Annotated in this window: 15 protein-coding genes; 3 read left to right on the forward strand and 12 right to left on the reverse strand. The window is 60.2% G+C overall.

The window, feature by feature from the left end; translation table 11 throughout:
* Nucleotides 1-477: 477 nt before the first annotated feature.
* From JN524_RS00360 to JN524_RS00380, 5 genes are all read right to left on the reverse strand, one after another.
* Nucleotides 478-1,431 carry a D-2-hydroxyacid dehydrogenase family protein gene (locus tag JN524_RS00360; protein ID WP_202368057.1) on the reverse strand — a complete coding sequence of 318 codons (954 nt, stop codon included), beginning with the start codon at nt 1,429-1,431 and terminating at the stop codon, nt 478-480.
* Between the two features lie 13 nt (nt 1,432-1,444).
* On the reverse strand, nt 1,445-2,497 hold the full coding sequence (locus tag JN524_RS00365; RefSeq protein ID WP_202368058.1) for an alpha/beta fold hydrolase: 1,053 nt from the start codon (nt 2,495-2,497) through the stop codon (nt 1,445-1,447).
* 86 nt (nt 2,498-2,583) lie between these two features.
* Nucleotides 2,584-3,018 carry a YqaA family protein gene (locus JN524_RS00370; RefSeq protein ID WP_202368059.1) on the reverse strand — a complete coding sequence of 145 codons (435 nt, stop codon included), beginning with the start codon at nt 3,016-3,018 and terminating at the stop codon, nt 2,584-2,586.
* Nucleotides 3,018-3,464, reverse strand: a complete 447-nt coding sequence (locus JN524_RS00375; RefSeq protein ID WP_202368060.1) for a DUF411 domain-containing protein — start codon at nt 3,462-3,464, stop codon at nt 3,018-3,020. The genes JN524_RS00370 and JN524_RS00375 overlap by 1 nt, the downstream gene beginning before the upstream one ends.
* A 261-nt stretch (nt 3,465-3,725) precedes the next feature.
* On the reverse strand, nt 3,726-5,717 hold the full coding sequence (locus JN524_RS00380; protein WP_047602253.1) for a methyl-accepting chemotaxis protein: 1,992 nt from the start codon (nt 5,715-5,717) through the stop codon (nt 3,726-3,728).
* Between the two features lie 382 nt (nt 5,718-6,099).
* Here JN524_RS00380 and JN524_RS00385 point away from each other — a divergent pair, with 382 nt between their 5' ends.
* Nucleotides 6,100-6,627: a hypothetical protein gene (locus JN524_RS00385; protein ID WP_202368061.1), complete on the forward strand. Its 528-nt coding sequence runs from the start codon at nt 6,100-6,102 to the stop codon at nt 6,625-6,627.
* A gap of 43 nt (nt 6,628-6,670) precedes the next feature.
* Here JN524_RS00385 and JN524_RS00390 read toward each other — a convergent pair whose 3' ends face one another.
* The 6 genes from JN524_RS00390 to JN524_RS00415 all read right to left on the reverse strand — a co-directional run bounded on the left by JN524_RS00390 (nt 6,671) and on the right by JN524_RS00415 (nt 14,120).
* Nucleotides 6,671-7,597, reverse strand: a complete 927-nt coding sequence (locus JN524_RS00390; RefSeq protein WP_202368062.1) for a GNAT family N-acetyltransferase — start codon at nt 7,595-7,597, stop codon at nt 6,671-6,673.
* Nucleotides 7,594-8,883, reverse strand: coding sequence for a phenylacetate--CoA ligase family protein (locus JN524_RS00395; RefSeq protein WP_202368063.1), 1,290 nt, complete (start codon nt 8,881-8,883; stop codon nt 7,594-7,596). Before JN524_RS00395 ends, JN524_RS00390 begins: the two co-directional genes overlap by 4 nt.
* Before the next feature lie 49 nt (nt 8,884-8,932).
* A complete protein-coding gene (locus JN524_RS00400) occupies nt 8,933-11,335 on the reverse strand; it encodes an acyl-CoA reductase (protein ID WP_202368064.1) in 2,403 nt (800 codons plus the stop codon).
* A gap of 1 nt (nt 11,336) precedes the next feature.
* Nucleotides 11,337-12,467, reverse strand: coding sequence for a LuxE/PaaK family acyltransferase (locus JN524_RS00405; protein ID WP_202368065.1), 1,131 nt, complete (start codon nt 12,465-12,467; stop codon nt 11,337-11,339).
* The gene (locus tag JN524_RS00410; RefSeq protein WP_202368066.1) at nt 12,467-13,732 is read right to left on the reverse strand and encodes an MFS transporter; all 1,266 of its coding nucleotides are present in this window, start codon (nt 13,730-13,732) and stop codon (nt 12,467-12,469) included. Before JN524_RS00410 ends, JN524_RS00405 begins: the two co-directional genes overlap by 1 nt.
* A gap of 250 nt (nt 13,733-13,982) precedes the next feature.
* A complete protein-coding gene (locus JN524_RS00415) occupies nt 13,983-14,120 on the reverse strand; it encodes a hypothetical protein (RefSeq protein WP_202368067.1) in 138 nt (45 codons plus the stop codon).
* Between the two features lie 158 nt (nt 14,121-14,278).
* On the opposite strand from JN524_RS00415, the gene JN524_RS00420 reads away from it, so the two are divergent.
* On the forward strand, nt 14,279-14,467 hold the full coding sequence (locus tag JN524_RS00420; protein ID WP_007961862.1) for a hypothetical protein: 189 nt from the start codon (nt 14,279-14,281) through the stop codon (nt 14,465-14,467).
* Nucleotides 14,468-14,485: 18 nt separating this feature from the next.
* Here the strand turns inward: JN524_RS00420 and JN524_RS00425 are convergent, their stop codons facing one another.
* Nucleotides 14,486-14,863, reverse strand: coding sequence for a fe2+ zn2+ uptake regulation protein (locus tag JN524_RS00425; RefSeq protein WP_027612026.1), 378 nt, complete (start codon nt 14,861-14,863; stop codon nt 14,486-14,488).
* 277 nt (nt 14,864-15,140) lie between these two features.
* Between JN524_RS00425 and pvdQ the strand changes: the two genes are divergently transcribed.
* Entirely contained in the window at nt 15,141-17,486 is a 2,346-nt protein-coding gene (gene pvdQ, locus JN524_RS00430) for a bifunctional acylase PvdQ (RefSeq protein WP_202368068.1), read from the forward strand.
* Nucleotides 17,487-17,553: the final 67 nt, after the last annotated feature.

Here is a 17,553-nt window from a genome sequence, read left to right on the forward strand (position 1 = left end):
CGCAAGCAGAATGGGTGAAGTGGCCGTTGCAAGGATTACACCAGTCGCGTTGCCCCTGCCTTTCTGATGACCCGTCGCCTCACGCAAAAGTTTCGACTTTTTTTGCGCGCGCTGACCGACTGGTCGAGACCCGCGAAAATCAGTCTAGGCCAGATCCTAGAGCGGGTGAGGGCAAATGGGTAAATTGTTCGACAATCGGTTTGCAGGCTGCGAAAGACGGGGTGTGCAGGGTTGAACGCACCGACGAAGTGCAGGTTTTTTTCTCAGGAGGGGCCAAAACGGTGACTGAGCGGTCACGATTTTGTGCTAGCGGTGAGGCGCGGCGCACTGTTGTGGTGCGGACAGTTTGTTGCTTTGCTGAACGCTGGTGTACCTGTAGGAGCTGCCGCAGGCTGCGATCTTTTGATCTGGATCTTAAAAACAAGATCAAAAGATCGTCCGATCGCGGCCCGAGCCTTCGGCAGCTCCTACATGGGATCAGTTGAGGATTCGGATTGGGTTATCCGCCGCCCAAGCCTGAATATCCTCGATCATCTGCGCAAAGAACTGCGCATAGTTCTGCCGGCTGACATACCCCACATGTGGCGTGGCCAGCACATTGTCCAGGGTGCGGAACGGGTGCAGTTCAGGCAGCGGCTCCTGATCGAACACATCCAGCGCCGCGCCGGCGATCTTCTGTTTCTGCAACGCCTTGATCAGCGCCGCTTCATCGACGATCGGACCGCGGGCGGTGTTGACCAGCAGTGCGGTGGGTTTCATCCAGTCCAGCGCCTGCGCGTCGACCAGCCCGCGGCTGCGTTCGCTGAGCACCAGATGCACCGACAGCACGTCAGCCTGTTCGAACAGTTGCTGCTTGCTGACCCAGGTCACGCCGGCCTGCTGTGCGCGTTCGGCGGTGAGGTTTTCGCTCCAGGCAATCACGCGCATGCCGAACACCTGACCGAATTGCGCGACCTTCTGGCCGATGCTGCCCAGACCGAGAATGCCCAGGGTCTTGCCGTGCAAATCACCGCCCAGCCCTTGCTGCCAACCGCCGGCGCGCAGGGAATTGGCTTCATTCACCAGATTGCGCGTAGCGGCCATGATCAGCGCCCAGGTCAGTTCCGGCGCCGCGTGTTTGTAGCTGTCGGTGCCGCAGACCTTGATCCCGAGACCTGCTGCCGCTTGCATGTCCAGCGCCGCGTTGCGCATGCCGCCGGTGACCAGCAGCTTGAGATTGGGCAGGCGCTGCAGCAAGTCCTGGTCGAAACGCGTGCGCTCGCGCATCACGCAGATCACCTGGTACTGGCCCAGTCGCTCGGCCAGTGTGGCGTTGTCCGCCGGGAAGTCATGCACAAACGTCACTTCGCCGATGCTGTCGAGCGCCGACCAGTCGACCACGTCCCGTGCCACGTCCTGCCAGTCATCGATCACTGCAATCTGCACCGCCATCAGTCTTACCTCATCAACGAACGGGATTGGTGTTGTTCAGCCAGCCGAGCAAGGCCTGGTGAAATTTCGCCGGTTCTTCCATCTGCGGCGCGTGGCCCATGCCGGGGAATTCCACCAGCGTCGACTGTGGAATCAGCTTGGCGACCTGCTTGCCGAGCACCTCATAGTGGCCGATTTTCGCCTTGACCTCGGGGGACGCGAGATCCTTGCCGATGGCGGTGGTGTCCGACGTGCCGATCAACAGCAGGGTAGGCATCTTCAGGTCCTTGAACTCGTAGTACACCGGCTGGGTGAAGATGATGTCGTAGATCAGTGCCGAGTTCCACGCCACCTGGGTTTTGCCCGGGCCGTTGCTCAGGCCGGCGAGCATGTCGACCCAGCGATCGAATTCGGGTTTCCAGCGCCCGTCGTAATAGGTGTTGCGCTCGTAGTCGCGAATGCCTTGGGCGGTGACTTTCAGTTCGCGCTGATACCACTGATCCACGGTGCGATACGGCACGCCGAGGGCTTTCCAGTCTTCCAGGCCGATCGGATTGACCAGCGCCAGTTGTTCGACCTGATCCGGGAACAGCAGCGCGTAGCGAGTGGCGAGCATGCCGCCGGTGGAATGGCCGAGCAGGGTGGCTTTCTGGATGCCCAAGGCCTTGAGCAACTGTTGGGTGTTGGTCGCCAGTTGCTGGAAGCTGTACTGGTAGTGATCGGGTTTGCTGGAGGTGCAGAAGCCGATCTGATCCGGCGCGACGACCCGGTAACCGGCCTCGCTCAAGGCCTTGATCGAACTGTCCCAGGTGGCGGCGCAAAAGTTCTTGCCGTGCATCAGCACCACGGTGCGCCCGTTGGCCTTGCCGTGGGCGGCGACGTCCATGTAACCCATTTGCAGGGATTTACCCTGGGACTGAAAGGCAAAGTGTTTGAGCGTGTAGGGGTATTGGAAACCTTGCAGCTCCGGGCCATAGGTCTGGCCATCGGCGGGTGCAGTTTCAGTGGGCGCTGCAGCGTGGGCAAACAGCGGCAGCACAGCGCTGAGGAACAGGCCGGGCAGCCAGCGGGATAGCGTGACGGACATAAGGGCAAACTCCATGGAAATCGGCCGATGCTGGAACGGCGGGATTAGGGCGATGTTAACCACAGGCAACATCGTGACCGGAATGTTCAACCGAGCCAGCCGAGGGTGATCATCGCCACCACGGCGTAACGCGCGCCTTTGGCCAAGGTGACGATCAGCAGAAAGCGCCCGAGCGGCTCGCGCATGACGCCGGCGATCAGGGTCAGCGGATCACCGATCACCGGCAGCCAACTCAGTAGCAGCGACCAGTGACCATAGCGCTCGTAGTGTTTGCGCGCGATGACCATGTGTTTCGGGCTGACGGGAAACCAGCGTCGATCCTGAAAGCGTTCGAGGCCGCGCCCCAGCCACCAGTTGACCAGCGAACCGAGGACGTTGCCCAGCGTCGCTACGCCCAGCAGGCCCCAGAGCCAGTAACGGTCGCTGGCGATCAGCCCGACCAGCAGCGCTTCGGATTGCAGCGGCAACAGCGTCGCAGCGCCGAACGCCGCCGCGAGCAGCCCGACGTAACCGGCTGCCATCAATGGGCCGGGTAGTCCGCCACCACCACATCCGTGCCGTCCTTTTTCAGGCCGATCACTTGATATGCATCGCTCATGCCGTCCATTTCCATGCCCGGCGACCCCATCGGCATGCCCGGTGCGGCGATACCCAGCAGATCGTCACGCTTGCTCAGGGCCTGCACTTGTTCGGCCGGCACGTGGCCTTCGACGAACTTGCCGTTGATCAGCGCGGTATGGCACGAGCCCAGGCGCGGTGGCACGCCGTGTTGTTGCTTGAAGCTGCTCATGTCGCTTTCGACATGGTCTTCGACTTTGAAGCCGTTGGCTTCGAGGTGGCTGATCCATTTCTTGCAGCAGCCGCAATTGGCGTCGCGATGCACTTCGATCGGGATCAGCTCGGCGGCCTGGGCCAGGGAGGAAAGGAGCAGGGCGCTGAGGGCGGCCAGTCGCAGGGAGGTTCGCATGGTGGGGTCTCGACAAGGATGACGGTCAAAAAGGAAAGTATTTTGACCGGATTATCCTGCCGGGCATCAACGGAGTGTTTCAAGTTGATACAAGACAGGCTGGCAGGATGATCATGGATCAAACCTGACAGCCAGATGAGTGAGAGATTACAAATCTGTCACCTGTAGGAGCTGCGGCACGCTGCGATCTTTTGACGTTGATTTTCATGAACCAGAGATCAAAAGATCGCAGCGTGCCGCAGCTCCTACAGAAGAGGGACGTTAACGGACTTTGAACCGCCCCATGATCGCGCTCACCCGGTTGTTGGCTTCCAGCAATTGGCGGGTGTTGAGTTCGCTGGCCTGGCCGCTGTGCACCAGTTCTTCGACCATGTGGCGGATCTGCACCATGCTGCGGTTGATCTCTTCGGTGACCGCACTTTGCTGTTCGGCAGCGGTGGCGATCTGCGTGCTGAGGCTGTTGATGTGGCTGACCGAACCGGCCATTTCATCCAGACCCGAGTTGACCCGCGCCGTGGCGTCAGCGGCGGACTGGCAACTGGCCTGGGTGTTTTCCATGGCGCTGACCGACGAGCTCACGCCTTGCGTCAGGCGAGTCAACATTTCGTTGATTTCCGAAGTGCTGGCCTGGGTGCGAGCGGCGAGCGCACGGACTTCGTCGGCGACCACGGCAAAGCCGCGACCCTGTTCACCGGCCCGGGCGGCTTCGATCGCAGCATTGAGTGCCAGCAGGTTGGTCTGCCCGGCAATTGCGCCGATCACCCCGAGAATCTCGGTGATGCGCTGCGCGTCTTGCTGCATGTTCTCGACTTTTTTGGTGGCGCTGGCCACTTCGTCGATCAAGGCCACCACGCTGTTGGTCGCTTCACCGACCACCACCCGTGAGCGGTCGGCGTTTTCGTTGGCGCGCTGGGTGAACGCTGCGGTTTCAGCGGCGTTCTGCGCAACGCTTTCGGCTGTCGAGCTCATTTCGGTGATGGCGGTAACGGTCTGATCGGTTTCCGAAGCATGGCGCAGCAGAATCTGGCTGGTGTTGGCCGACGTGCGCTGCAGGTCATCGAGGCTCGAAGCCATGGCGCCGGTGGCCTGAGTGACTTCACCGATCATGTTCTGCAGGTAGGCAATAAAGGTGTTGACCGAGTGGCCGATGGCGCCCAGCTCGTCTTCGGCACGGATGGTGATGCGTCGGGTCAGGTCGGCATCGCCGCTGGACAGCAAGTCGATGTTGGCTTTCAGCGCTTTCATTCGCGACACCAGTTGGCGGATCGCATACACCTGCAACAGCACCAGCAGGATCACCAGTGGAATCTGCAACAGGCTCAGGCTGCTGAGCACGTCGTCACGCTGGGCGGTGAGCATTTTCGTTGGCAGGGCGGTGGCAAGAAACCACGGCGTGCCTTCGATCGGGCGCATGAAGAAAGTGCTGGCTTCGCCGTTGTTGTCGAACTCGACGCGTTGCGCCTGGTCACGATTCTGCAGGCCGGCCTTGACCTGACTGGCGAAGGTCGAACCGGCGGCCAGTTCGCTGATGTTCTTCAGCACGATCGGGCCGCTGATGCGCGAGCTGTTGCTGATGATCTTGCCGTCGGCCTCCACGATCAGCATTTCGGCGTTGAGGTCTTTTTCCTTGCGCGCCACCAGATCGTTGAAGAAGCCTAGCGTCACGTCGATGGTCGACACGCCCCAGGCCGCACCGTTTTTCTGGATCGCCATGGCGCAGTTGGTGCGCGGCTCGGCACTGGCGTCGTCTTTATAGGCAGCAGCCCAGGCGCACTGTCCGCGCGGAGTCTGCATGCCGCCCTTGTACCAGCTCTGATCGTAATAGTTGGGCGCCGCGTCGCTGTTCCAGAAGGTATTCACCGCCAGTTTGCCCGAGGCATCGCGGTGCCAGAAGGTGCTGAACTTGTTGCGCCCGGCCTCACGCTGACCCGGCAGTGGCCAGATCCCGCCGCCGAAGACTTTCAGTTCGCCGTATTGATCCACCAGGCCCGGCAACACCGTGTCGATGGCCGCGCTGTCGAGCAGCGGAATGGTCTGGGTGATGCTGCGCTGCTGCGCCTGGACTTTGTTCAGTTCGCCCTGAATCTGTTCGGCGACTTCGGCAATCCGGTTGAGCACCACCTGTTCTTCGGTATGCCGCAGCTTGGGCGCGACCAATTGGCTGATACCGACCACGGTCAGCACCGACAGCAGCAGGATGAACAGAACCAGAAATAACGTGTAGCGAGCCTGAATGGTGCGGAATGCGGGCATGGATACCGGTCCTTGAGCTGCGATTCTTATTGTGGGGTCGAGGGAAAAACGGCGGGGTCACACCAGCGTATCGTCGGCGAACGGGGAAGCTTTAGGTACTTTGGTGCAAGAAAATGTCGGGCTGACAAAAGGGCGTATCTACCCCGATACATATGAACTGACTACCTCGTGAAACGGTACGGGAAAAGCATCGGCAGCCATCGTCAAACTGCCATGAAACCGCGGGAAAATGGGCGTCTGATGATTTGTATCGAGAATGTACAAAAATTGTAAGCGGCAGCACAAAAAGGGTTGGTGCCATTAGTTGGCCGGTAGATACTTCCCGGCATTCGACGGTTCACCAAGGACAGACATTCATGGTTATTTCACAGGGAGTTTTCTCATGACAATCGGCATTGTCGGCGGCTGGGAGAGCAAGGCAGGGGTGCTGGTTCGTAATACGGGCGCGAAAAAGCAGGTGAGTCAGAGCGTCAAGGTGCAGCAGATGCTGAGCTTGGTCGGCAATGATCCGAACGCGATCAACACCGCGGAAATGGACAAGCAGGGCCTGCGCAAGAACATCAAGGGTTTCGATCCGTCGAACACCTCGGTAAAACAACTGGGTAATCTGAGCGTTTTCCTGCGCAGCCGCGGGCTGATCTCCGAGATCACGTCATTCACGTTGCTCAATGCCGGCGACAAGTTCGACCGGTTCGGCGTGACCAAAGACGTCGATGCCAAATTCAATGCGCTGGAGTATTTCGCAACCCAGCTCGACGCGATCCAGAGCAATGGCCTCAATGGCAACGCTTACGGCAAGAACCTGATCCCCGAATTCAAAAAGGCGATCTACGTGCTGCAGAACCTGAAAACCTACGGTGAAGGCAACGCGCCGAAGCCTGTGGATCAGGGCGTCAAAGCCAAGGCCTGAATCTTGAAAAACGGCCCGCCCATTCTGTGGGCGGGCCGTTTTTTTAGCCTCGGTAAAGTTCCCCGGCCTGTCTGGCCTGATCCTGCAAGCGTTGCATGTGCGGGCAGTGCAATGTCAGCGTTGATGGCTGGTAGCCGCGATGAAACAGCCCCAGCCAGCCTTCGCTACGGTCATCGGGGACGATCCCGGTGAAAGTGAAACTCACATCGGCAAGTTTGCCCATTGCGGCGGGAAAACCTTTGGCGAGTCTGAGCCTGATCGAAACCAGCCAATGCACCGGCAGTCGCTCAAGTTGCCTGAGCAGGTTGTCATCGAGCTCTTTGAGCACGATGTCATAGCGCCCCGAGGCGTGTTCGACATGGACCTTCGGGCCTCTCCAGGGCACGGCTTTGTCGGTGATACCAAACGCCCCCTCCAGATGCGACACCAATTCGCCGCAATCGGTCGGCCAGGCCAGTGCGGGCAGCGGACGTCGAAAGCCATCGATATTGTAATGGCCGACAACGATCGTCTCTCGGCCCTGTCCGTCGAAGGGCGAAGGTGCGTAATCCGGCAACAGACCGCAGCTGTAAAAGCCGAGACTGGCGGCCATACGCTGAGTGTACAGATGGTGCGTGACCTGTTTGATGGTGACGCCCCGGCAATCCAGGGCCTGGGCGTGAATCAGCAATTGTCGGCCCAACTGTGTGGCGATGTTTTGCCCGCGGGTATCCGGGTGCACCACCGTCAATGCCAGTTCTGCCAGTGAGGATCTGCCAGACTGGCGAAACAGGGTGGCATGCCCGCGAATCTGTTCGTTCAGCACCGCCACCAGCGAGTGCCAGCGACCGTCGTTGTGGTTCTGGCTGATCATGCACGGCAGATACACATGCGGTTGAGGGTAATGAGTGCCGTAAATTGCCTCGAACAGGCCACTGACTGCCGGTGCGTCGGTGATGCGATAACGTCGCAGGGTTGTCTTGTCCTTCATGCTTGCGGCTCGCACAGGGTCTGATAGTCGCGTCGGTCCACGACCAGTTGATGCTTGCCGGAACGCGGATGGCACGTCAGCTCATCGCTGGCGCAGGCGATCACATGCAGATCGAGCAACTGATCACCCTGCAGCTTCTCGATCAACGGATATTGTTCGATCAGCGCGCTGCGCAGGCTTGCGTTTGACTTGGCAATATCAGGCATTGGCGTATCGGGTACCCATCTGAGGCTCAGCAGGTCTTTTTTTTCCTGCTGTTCGATGACCAGTTGCCAATCGGTGCTGCTGGCGCAGCGATGGACCAGGTCGCCAATGTCACTGATGTCCAGACTCAACACGCCCACCCGTACTCGCTGGCTGCTCATGCTGCGTCCCATCAGCGCGAATTTACGCATGGGCGTGCCGGCCGGTTCGCGCCAGCACGCCAGATCGCCGACGGGATAGCGGATGACGGGCATCAGGCGACGGGTCAGATTGGTCAGAACCAGCTTGCCGTTACGGTTGCATTCTTCGATGACAGCGCCGCTCACTTCATCGATGATCTCCAGCACACTGTGGTGCTCCAGCATCCGGTGTTCGCCCAGAGCGCAATCGCGGGCGCTGACGCCGATCAGTCCGGCATCAACGCTGGCGTAACCGATAGAAGCTACACGCGCGTTCGGGAACACCCGGCGCAGCGCTTGCAGCTGCGCGCCGAACAGACTCTCGCCGCCGTAAAGCAGGGTTTCGACACCCTCCAGAATCCGAGAGTGGCGTTCAAGCCAGGCGGCGAATTTCAGCAGGTGCGCCGGCAATCCAGCCAGCACATTGATCCGGTACGCAACGATCGATTCGGCCAGTACGGCGCTATCGACGGCCCCGGTGAAAGGAAACTCGCTGACCGGCGTCTCGACATGGGCAAGGGCATCGTGGACGAAAATGAAGCTGGCATACAGGTCGCCGACAAAGAACAGATTGGCGACCCGATCGCCGGCGTTCAGTTGCGCGGTGAGGTGGCTGCCGAAATCGCGTACCAGGGTTTGCCATTCTGCGCGGGTGAACAGCGACAGTTTGCCTGAGCCGGTGGTGCCCCCGGTCTTGAAGACCAGCGCATCCGCCGTCGGGCCGGTCAATAGCAGCCACTTTTGCGGCTTCTGGCTGCCGTGCCAGTACAGTCTGGGGTCGATCAAAGGCAACCCGTTCAAGCCGTTGATGGGTTCTGCGACGTCCTTGAAGTGTTCGCGGTAATAAGTCGAATGTCGGCGAGCAAAGCCGAGCAGGGCATTCAAATCTACGGTGGTGTTCATGGCGTTTTCTTATTAAAAGGAGCGGTGGGGCGCCAGCCGGCGTCCCTCTTCAGCGGCGTGAATCAATCACTGGCGGTGTCTTGCCGCTGTGTCTGTTACGAACGAATTGCTCAACGGCACATTGCTCGATCTCCACAGTGAGCAGTCCGGTCTGTACCAGCGTGCTCAGCGTCTGATAGCCCTGCAGTTGACGTTGGGCCTGTTCCGGTTCCAGAGGGCTGCGCAGTCGCATGCGCTCCCGGCCGTCAGGGCCATGGTCGAGGGCCAGTTGAAACGGCACTTGCAGGCGTTGCTCCAGCGTTGCCAGCGAAATGAAGTCGGTGCCGATGCGCAGCAACTTGCCGTGCCGTTGCAACAGTTCGAAGCGCGGTGAGGTCAGACCGCAGGGGCAGGGGTCGGGTAGCCAGCGTCCGCTGTCACCGATGTCATAACGCAGCACGGACTGGCCCTGACGCGCCCGGGAGGTCACCAGCAGACGGCCCGACTCACCGTGATTGACTGGCATGTCCTGATCGAAATTGACGATTTCCAGGTGCTGGATGTCGCTCATCAGATGGAACACACCGTCTGCCGTGGCCTGGCAGGCATGGCCCAGGGGGCCGGCATCGACACTGCCGTAAATCGCTGAACGGATCAGTCTGACACCACAGCTTTGCAACAACTCGCGGGTGGGCTCACTCACATGCTCGCCACCGAGAAAAACCTTGTCGATGGCGCCATAGCGCTGCAGCGTTTGCCGTTCGTTGAGAAACAACCGGTGCAGGGTGCTGGGCATGCCGATCAGCACGGTGATCCGCTGTTGCACGATCAGTTGTGCGATCTCGCGGTAATCGTCATCCGCCGGGGCGCCCATCGGCCAGTGTCGGGCCTCCAGTTGTTCCAGCACCTTGGCAAAACTGGAAAATCCGCCGTACAGCCCACCGCTGAAGAACAGGTTCATGACTTTGTCTCGCGCCGGATCCAGGCCGGCCGCCAGCAGGCCGTCGGCAGTCGCACGCATCTGGCGCTGGAAATCGTGGTAACTGAAACCGGAAAGGGTTGGCGTGCCACTGCTGCCGCCAGAACGAAAGTACAGTTGCGCCCTGTCGTTCGGTGACTGACTGATAAACCTCGTCTTGTCCATGATCGGCACCCCCGCCAGCGCGGGTGGAGGAGACTGGTGGTCAAGCGTGGCGTGCCCCGCCAGCGAGTCCGGCGTCAAGGTGACCGATACGCGGCGGCTCAGGCGCTGCAGGGCATAGACTCCGTCATGGGGTTCGCCGTCGTAGCCGTCATGGATGGCTCCGATCGGGGCGATGCGGGTCACGCCGGCGGCGATCAGTGACTGCGCCAGTTCGGCGATTTGCGCCCCATGACACAGCAAGGCACAGCTCTGCAGCACGTTGCGCCACGGCAACAGCGTAGCGCCGAGCAGCTCGCGGGGCAGGGGTTTGAGCAGCAGGCTGCGAAACAGCGCAGAAGGTTCGAGTTGACGGTCATGGCTCCAGATCACCCGCCAGTGCGGCGTACTCCAGACCCGGCCCGTCTGTCCGGCAAAACTCTGGGCCAGCCGTGCCATTGCGGTACCGGTGGTGATTTGCGAGGCCTCTTCGAGTGTCGGGGTGAGGGCCGGCCATTGCCCGGTGCGACGTTCGAACGCGGCGGCCAGCTCTGTACCAATGTCGTTCAGAACGGCCTCGTCGTCACTGTCTACCAGCAGCCATTGCGGGCTGGAGCAGGCTTGCTGATCGAGGCGGCAGACTTCATCCACCAGCGCATCCAGGACTGCCGGTGACGCTGCGTCCGGGGTCAGATAAGCGAAGCTGATGCGGTGCCCCCAGTCGATCCAGCGACATCCCGGCGGAATCTGTAACCGAATGGCTTGCAAGGCCGTTTCGCCACCCCAGGCGGAGACACCGTTGGCGTGTCTGCACAGCTGACCGATTTGTCCGGTCGTTGTCGGCAGTACCGCGACGTAACCACCGAGCTGCCCGCTCGAGTCACATTCCAGCAACACCTGCAGCAGGCGCGCAGTGAATCCGTCGTCGCTGCTGCTGGGTCGCAGCCAGTTGACGTTGCCGCTCAACAAACCCTCCAGTACCGCACAGAATGCGAGCAGCGGCGCATTGGCCGGGGTGATATGAACCACCAGGCCCAGGGGGCTCCAGCGCTCGAAACGCGACTGCCGATAGTCGATGCGCCGCAGTGAATCGGGTTGCAGCCCCAGTTCACGATCAAGCTTTGCCTGCAGCGTGGCCGGCTGGCAGAAGTCGATCAGGGCCTGGCGCTGGTCGGTGTCGAGTGCCAGCTCCAGAGGCTGATGCCGCAGGCGTTCGGCGAACGCCTGCGCAGCGCTTAGCAATGTGGAGGTCTCAAGGGGCGTCTGCAGCTGATGGGGCAGTTGCAGATAAAGTTGTTGCAACGCACTGTCGAGATCGCAGTCGGAGTGCAGTTTTCCATTGATCAAATACATATCAGTGTCTCCCCAGCAATTCGGAAGCCGCCATGGCACAGCTCCTCGCGGTGGCGGTGCCGGCGCGGCCATGCAGTTGAAACCAGTCGCTCTTCAGCCCACAGCCGCAACTCGCAGCGGGATACAGCGTGGCGAGGTCACTCATCACCACCGCATGGGCGGGACTTGATGAAATGTAAGGCGAGACCAGGCTGAGCAGGCCGCACTGTCCATAGGGCAGGACCGAAAAGTCCACGGGGCTGCGCACGTACACTTTCGAATAGACCGGCACATGAAAATGGTGGTGGGCACACTCGATGTAAGGCACCGCGTGCTCGACGGCGCCGTAGCCATCGCGACAGTCTTTGGTATCGATGCCCAACTGCAGCTGGATCCGTGCGTACAGTTGTTGTTTCGGGACTTCTTCGGCGGCACGGGTTTTCCAGCCACCGCCAAAAAACGCCAACGATCCGGCCGGCAGTTGCAGATCCGTCACGCCGGTGGCGCGCATGCGTTGCAGGGTTTCCCAGAGAAAGGCCGGGAAACCGAAGATGCGCACCGGCAGACCTTCTTCGGCAAAGGCTTGCAGAGCTGCTATCACGCCGAACAGATCGAACCGGTGACTGTCGCCGTCAGCCCGCAGCGCATACACCACCCGATTGACCGGGGCAAAGCCACACAGAAACTGATCGGTGAACGATGTGCCCAGGGTGATCCGCGTCTGGGGTTCGTAACTCAGCAACAGGTAATTGCAGGGCGTTTGCGGTGTGATCCAGCCGTACTGCGCGAATATCCGTTTGACCATGTACTGGGCTGCGCCGAGGCTGCGCGCGTCATACCGCATGCGGCTTTTCTGACCGCTGGTGCCCGAGGAAGTCAGTTCCAGCGCGTCCTCGCCAGTGGGGCTGAGCAGCAAATGCTGTTTGAAGAAGTTGGCAAAAATCGGTGGCAGATGTGACCAGTCATCAAAGGTTTCGAGGTCTTTGGCTTCCACGCCATTGGCGTTCAGCCAATGCTCATAACCCGGGGTCTGTTCGATGTGAAAACGAGTGATTTCGAGCATGGCCCGATCAAACAGACCGGGCGCCACCGAGTCCGGACAGTAGGCAGCCGTTGACGCACAGAGTGCATCGCTGTGAGGGAAAGAGTGCATTAGTGGTCATCCTTTGATGTAACCGGTGGAAGGGTGGGTTGCACGGACAGGTGCAGGAAACGCTGGATGAGGGGCAGGCACAGCAAGCCACCGAGCGCCGCCCACAGGGCGAAACGCTCGAGGCTTTCGGCACCGCCGACGGCGGCTATCAGCGAACCGCCTGCGCCCATCACGACAATCGAGAGCATGCCGATGGTCGCGGAAACCAGGCCCTTGCTGTCATCGCTGGCGAACAGTGCCAGCCGGTACAGCGCTGCGTTGCTCATGCCCAGTCCGATGGCATACAGCGACAGGCTGGCAATCAGCAGCGCCAGCGCAGCGCTCGACAAGGCGGTGCCGATCAATGCGATCAGGCCCAGGCACAATGGCCACAGCGCAAGGCGAATGACCCGGGGCAGCGAGTGGCTGACGAGCAGGCGATCAAGGATCAGATTGCCGGCAATCACGGCGCAGAAGACCGGGATCTGCCACAGCCCGTATTCGCGCGAGGACAGGCCCAGCAACTGCATCAGCAGCAGCGGCGACAGTCCGATCCAGGCGATCAGTGGCAGGCTCATCAAACCCAGTGCAAGGCTGGCGTAGAGAAAGTTGCGGTTGCCGAGCAAAGTCAGATAGCGCTGTCCAATCTGCCGTCCGTTGAACGCAACCGGCGCCTGTTGCTGACCGTCGTTGCGCATGACGCCGATGGTCTCGGGCATGCAGATATACAGGCCCAGCCAGGCAACAGCCGCTGCCAGGCCCAGGCCGAGAAACAGTGTTCGCCAGCTCAGCCATTCGAGCAGCAGGCTGCCGAGCAATGGCCCGAGCAACGGCGAGAGCAATGCCACATTGCCCAACAGTGCCATCAGGCGCACGGCATCCGCTTCACGGAACACTTCCTGCAGGGCCGGATAACTGACGGCCACGACGAAGCCCAGGCCCATCCCCTGTATCAGCCGCAGCAGGTTGAACGCCTCGATGCTGCTGGTGATAAAGGTTGCGGCACAGGCCGCGCCGAACAGCAGGCACCCGCTCAACAGCAGGCGTCGCCGGCCAAAGCGGTCGGAGAGTGGACCAATCAGCCATTGCAGGCAGACTCCACCGATCAGGTACAGATTGAATGCATAAGGAACATGCCGGGCGTCTGCTTCGAACTCGGAGGTAACGGTCAGCATTGCTGGCATGATCAGGTCGCTGGCCATGTAGGTCAGCAGTTCAAACAGGGTTATGGCCAGACAGAAGCCAAGGGCCCGTCCGGGGTTGATATCGATAAGTGTTCTTTGCATGCGCGGATGAGCTCGTGGTTCGGCATCAGAAGCGCAGAGGGTAGGGGGGTGGAGAGGGAGATTCACACCAGACAGGTATGACGAGAGATATCAAAAATGCGCAAAATGTTGCGCGGGAGAAGGGGCCTACAAAAGCGTGATTAACGTCCTACACGCACGGATCAAATGACCTACAGAAAGCGCCTACTTTTCAGTAGGCGCAGTCGTTGTGGGGAGCACGATTTGTAACATTTTCCTGGAGAGCCATCACCTATCGATGTTGGTAATAACCGGGGCCTTCCTGATAACGATGGTGGCCGTCATGCCAGCCGCCGTGGGGGAAAATGATGCAGCCGCTCAAAGTCAGTACGGCAAGGACAGGAATCAGCCAGGTGATTCGACGGAACATTTCAGAAATCCTCATGGTTACGCCGGCATGAAGCCAAAACTCTTCATCGGCTGTAACATGAGACCGCGTCCGGCCAGACGCATCCCCGCAACACGGTATGTGCATGGCATGCAATCGGATACAAACCGGATACATTTAAAAGTTTCAGGAACCTGTTAATGACCCAGAAGCAACGTTTGAAATACTCGATCCTGATCGCCCTGTCGGTGCTGGCGATCATGCTCGGCCTGTCCTGGCTGCAAAACGCCGGGATGATCAGTCAGAAGATGTTCCAGTACATCGCCATGGGTGTGGCGGTGGTCGTGGTGGTGATCAACGGGGTGATGCGCCGCAAGGTCAAACCCTGACGGCGATCGCGGGACGCTTCAATCGTGATTGAGCACTGCAGCAGCCTGTGGATGCAGGCTGTAACTCTTGTCCGGGTTGAAGGTGACCACTCCCTCGGCGCATAGACGCTTCAACACTTCGCGCACGCTGAGAAAGGACAACGGTATATCCAGGTCCAGCAGTTGACTGTGCACGCCGCGCACGCCCAGGCGTCGATCGCTTTGTGCCGCGACCAGCAGGGCGTCGATGACTTTCAGACGAATCAGACTGGTGCGCAGGCCGAAGCTTTTCAGCAACAGACGAATACGCTCATTGCCCTGACGCTCGGGGCTGGGGGCGAAGCTGCTCGCGCGGGAACTCATGGAAGCTCCTTGTGACGCCTGGCTACCGTCCATTGGTAGTTGCGAGTTGTACATGGGGTTACTCCTTTTCAGAGCCCGATCAGGAAACGTTTTGACTGCTCTCAGTAAACAAGACGTTTCAGCACGACAAATCATGAAAGGAAATATGTAGAAATTTTGTCGGTTATTCGTTGTTTTCCCGTAATCAGTGAATTTCACCTTCTTCAATCGGGCTAAATTTTTTTTCTCGCATTCGTTTCCTGAACAGCCGTCTTGCGCCCAGGCGCATGAATCAATTTCAGAGTGGATCCGGCGCAAGCGCCGATCCTTGTCTTGTCGTTCAGGAGCGAGTGTGATTATTTCCCGACAGTTAACCGGACTGGCCCTCGCCGGTGCGTTTCTCGGACTCAGTCTGTCCGCCCATGCCTTCAGTCCCGCTACACAAGCCAGTGCCGATATCCGCCGCACCTCCTTTGGTGTGCCGCACATCCGCGCGGAAAATGAACGCGGACTGGGTTTCGGCATCGGTTACGCCTACGCGCAGGACAACCTGTGCCTGCTGGCCAACGAGATCGTCACGGTCAATGGCCAGCGCTCGCGTTATTTCGGGCCGGAGCAATTCACCGTCGAACAACGCGAGAATCGCGTCAGCGACCTGTTCTTCACCTGGCTCAATACGCCTGCAGCGGTGAAGGCCTTCTGGGACGCGCAACCTGCCCAGGTGCACGATCTGGTGGAAGGTTATGCCGCGGGCTATAACCGCTATCTCGCCGAGCGCCGTCAGCAGGGCCTGCCGCAACAGTGTCAGGGTGAGTGGGTGCGTGATATCAGCGCCGAAGATCTGGTCAAACTCACTCGACGCCTGCTGGTCGAGGGCGGTGTCGGGCAGTTCGCCGAAGCCCTGGCTGGCGCGACGCCGCCGCAGGCCACGGCGCAGCTCGGCAGCGATGCCCGGGCCTATCAGTTGGCGGACGCGCGCATGCAGCGCTTCGCTCTGGATCGCGGCAGTAACGCGGTGGCGGTGGGCAGCGAACGCTCGTTCAACGGACGCGGCATGCTGCTGGCCAACCCGCATTTTCCATGGGTTGGCGGCATGCGCTTTTACCAGATGCACCTGACCATTCCGGGCAAACTCGACGTCATGGGCGCGGCCTTGCCGGGGTTGCCGATGATCAACATCGGTTTCAATCAGCATCTGGCCTGGACCCACACCGTGGATTCATCCAAACACTTCACCCTGTATCGTCTGCAGCTCGATCCGAAAGACCCGACCCGCTATCTGCTCGACGGCCAGTCGCTGCCGCTGGCCAAGCAGACGGTCACCGTGCAGGTCAAACAGGCGGACGGTCAGGTGGTGCCGGTTTCGCGCGATGTCTACAGCTCGCAGTTCGGCCCGATCGTGCAATGGCCGGGCAAACTCGACTGGGATCATCAGTACGCCTACAGCCTGCGCGACGCCAACCTGGACAATGATCGCGTGCTGACGCAGTGGTACGCGATGAACCAGGCGTCGAGCCTCAAGGATCTGCAGGATTCGGTGCACAAGATTCAGGGCATCCCCTGGGTCAACACCCTGGCTGTGGATGACAAGGGACAGACGCTGTACATGAACCTGTCGGTGGTGCCGAACGTCAGCGCCGACAAACTGGCCAAATGCAGCGACCCGCGCATCGGTTTGCAGATGATCGTGCTCGACGGTTCCAACAGCGCTTGCGCCTGGGATATCGATCCGCAAGCTGCACAAAAGGGCATCTATGCCGCCAGTCAGCTGCCGCAACTGTTGCGCAAGGACTTCGTCCAGCACTCCAACGATTCGGCGTGGCTGGCGAACCCGGCACAACCGCTGACCGGATTCTCGCCGCTGATCAGTCAGGACGGCCAGCCGCTGGGCCTGCGTGCGCGGTTTGCGCTGGAGCGTCTGAGTGCTCTGGGCAAAAAAGGTCCGCTGGCGGTGAAGGATCTGCAACAGATGGTGATGGACGACAACGTCTATCTGGCGACTCAGGTGCTGCCCGATCTGCTGAAGTTCTGCGCTGCTGATCTGGGTGCGGACGCGGCCGCGTTGAAGCCGGTTTGCGCCAGTCTCAAGGGTTGGGACGGCCGGGCGAATCTGGATTCGGGCATTGGCCTGGTGCACTTCCAGAACATCATGCAGGCGCTGCAAGCGTCGCCGGATGTCTGGCGTGTGCCGTTCGATCCAAAAGACCCGCAGCACACGCCACGCGGTCTGGCGATCGAGCAACCGGCGGTGAGCAAGGCGCTGCGTGAAGCGCTGCTGGCTTCGGCTGCCACCGCGCAGAAAATGGGTCTGAAACCCGACACTCGCTGGGGCGATATCCAAGTGGTGAGCAGCGGCGCTGAACAAACCGCGATTCACGGCGGGCCGGGAACGCTGGGGATCTACAACGCGATCCAGAGTGTGCCGCGTGAAGATGGCAAACTCGAAGTGATCAGCGGCACCAGCTACTTGCAAGTGGTGACCTTCGACGACAAAGGCCCGCACGCTCAAGGGCTGCTGGCGTTCTCGCTGTCCAGTGACCCTGAGTCGAAATACTCCCGGGATCAGACCGAGGCGTTTTCGAAAAAACAGTGGAGCGTGTTGCCGTTCACTGAGCAGCAGATCGCTGCCGATCCGCAGTATCAGGTGCAAAGGGTTCGCGAGGTGGCGGGCAAGACTGCCGGAGTGGCTGCGCAGTAAGGTGTCCTGAACGAAAAAGCCGCTGCTCCTTGACAGGAACAGCGGCTTTTTATTGCCCTGAGTCAGC

The organism is Pseudomonas sp. MWU318, assembly GCF_016756945.1.
GTDB classification, from domain to species: Bacteria; Pseudomonadota; Gammaproteobacteria; order Pseudomonadales; family Pseudomonadaceae; genus Aquipseudomonas; species Aquipseudomonas putida_A.

Coding starts and splice junctions, on each gene's coding strand:
- JN524_RS00360 (WP_202368057.1), bottom strand. CDS start 1,431: ATGGCGGTGCAGATTGCAGTGATCGATGACTGGCAGGACGTGGCACGG.
- JN524_RS00365 (WP_202368058.1), bottom strand. CDS start 2,497: ATGTCCGTCACGCTATCCCGCTGGCTGCCCGGCCTGTTCCTCAGCGCT.
- JN524_RS00370 (WP_202368059.1), bottom strand. CDS start 3,018: ATGGCAGCCGGTTACGTCGGGCTGCTCGCGGCGGCGTTCGGCGCTGCG.
- JN524_RS00375 (WP_202368060.1), bottom strand. CDS start 3,464: ATGCGAACCTCCCTGCGACTGGCCGCCCTCAGCGCCCTGCTCCTTTCC.
- JN524_RS00380 (WP_047602253.1), bottom strand. CDS start 5,717: ATGCCCGCATTCCGCACCATTCAGGCTCGCTACACGTTATTTCTGGTT.
- JN524_RS00385 (WP_202368061.1), top strand. CDS start 6,100: ATGACAATCGGCATTGTCGGCGGCTGGGAGAGCAAGGCAGGGGTGCTG.
- JN524_RS00390 (WP_202368062.1), bottom strand. CDS start 7,597: ATGAAGGACAAGACAACCCTGCGACGTTATCGCATCACCGACGCACCG.
- JN524_RS00395 (WP_202368063.1), bottom strand. CDS start 8,883: ATGAACACCACCGTAGATTTGAATGCCCTGCTCGGCTTTGCTCGCCGA.
- JN524_RS00400 (WP_202368064.1), bottom strand. CDS start 11,335: ATGTATTTGATCAATGGAAAACTGCACTCCGACTGCGATCTCGACAGT.
- JN524_RS00405 (WP_202368065.1), bottom strand. CDS start 12,467: ATGCACTCTTTCCCTCACAGCGATGCACTCTGTGCGTCAACGGCTGCC.
- JN524_RS00410 (WP_202368066.1), bottom strand. CDS start 13,732: ATGCAAAGAACACTTATCGATATCAACCCCGGACGGGCCCTTGGCTTC.
- JN524_RS00415 (WP_202368067.1), bottom strand. CDS start 14,120: ATGTTCCGTCGAATCACCTGGCTGATTCCTGTCCTTGCCGTACTGACT.
- JN524_RS00420 (WP_007961862.1), top strand. CDS start 14,279: ATGACCCAGAAGCAACGTTTGAAATACTCGATCCTGATCGCCCTGTCG.
- JN524_RS00425 (WP_027612026.1), bottom strand. CDS start 14,863: ATGTACAACTCGCAACTACCAATGGACGGTAGCCAGGCGTCACAAGGA.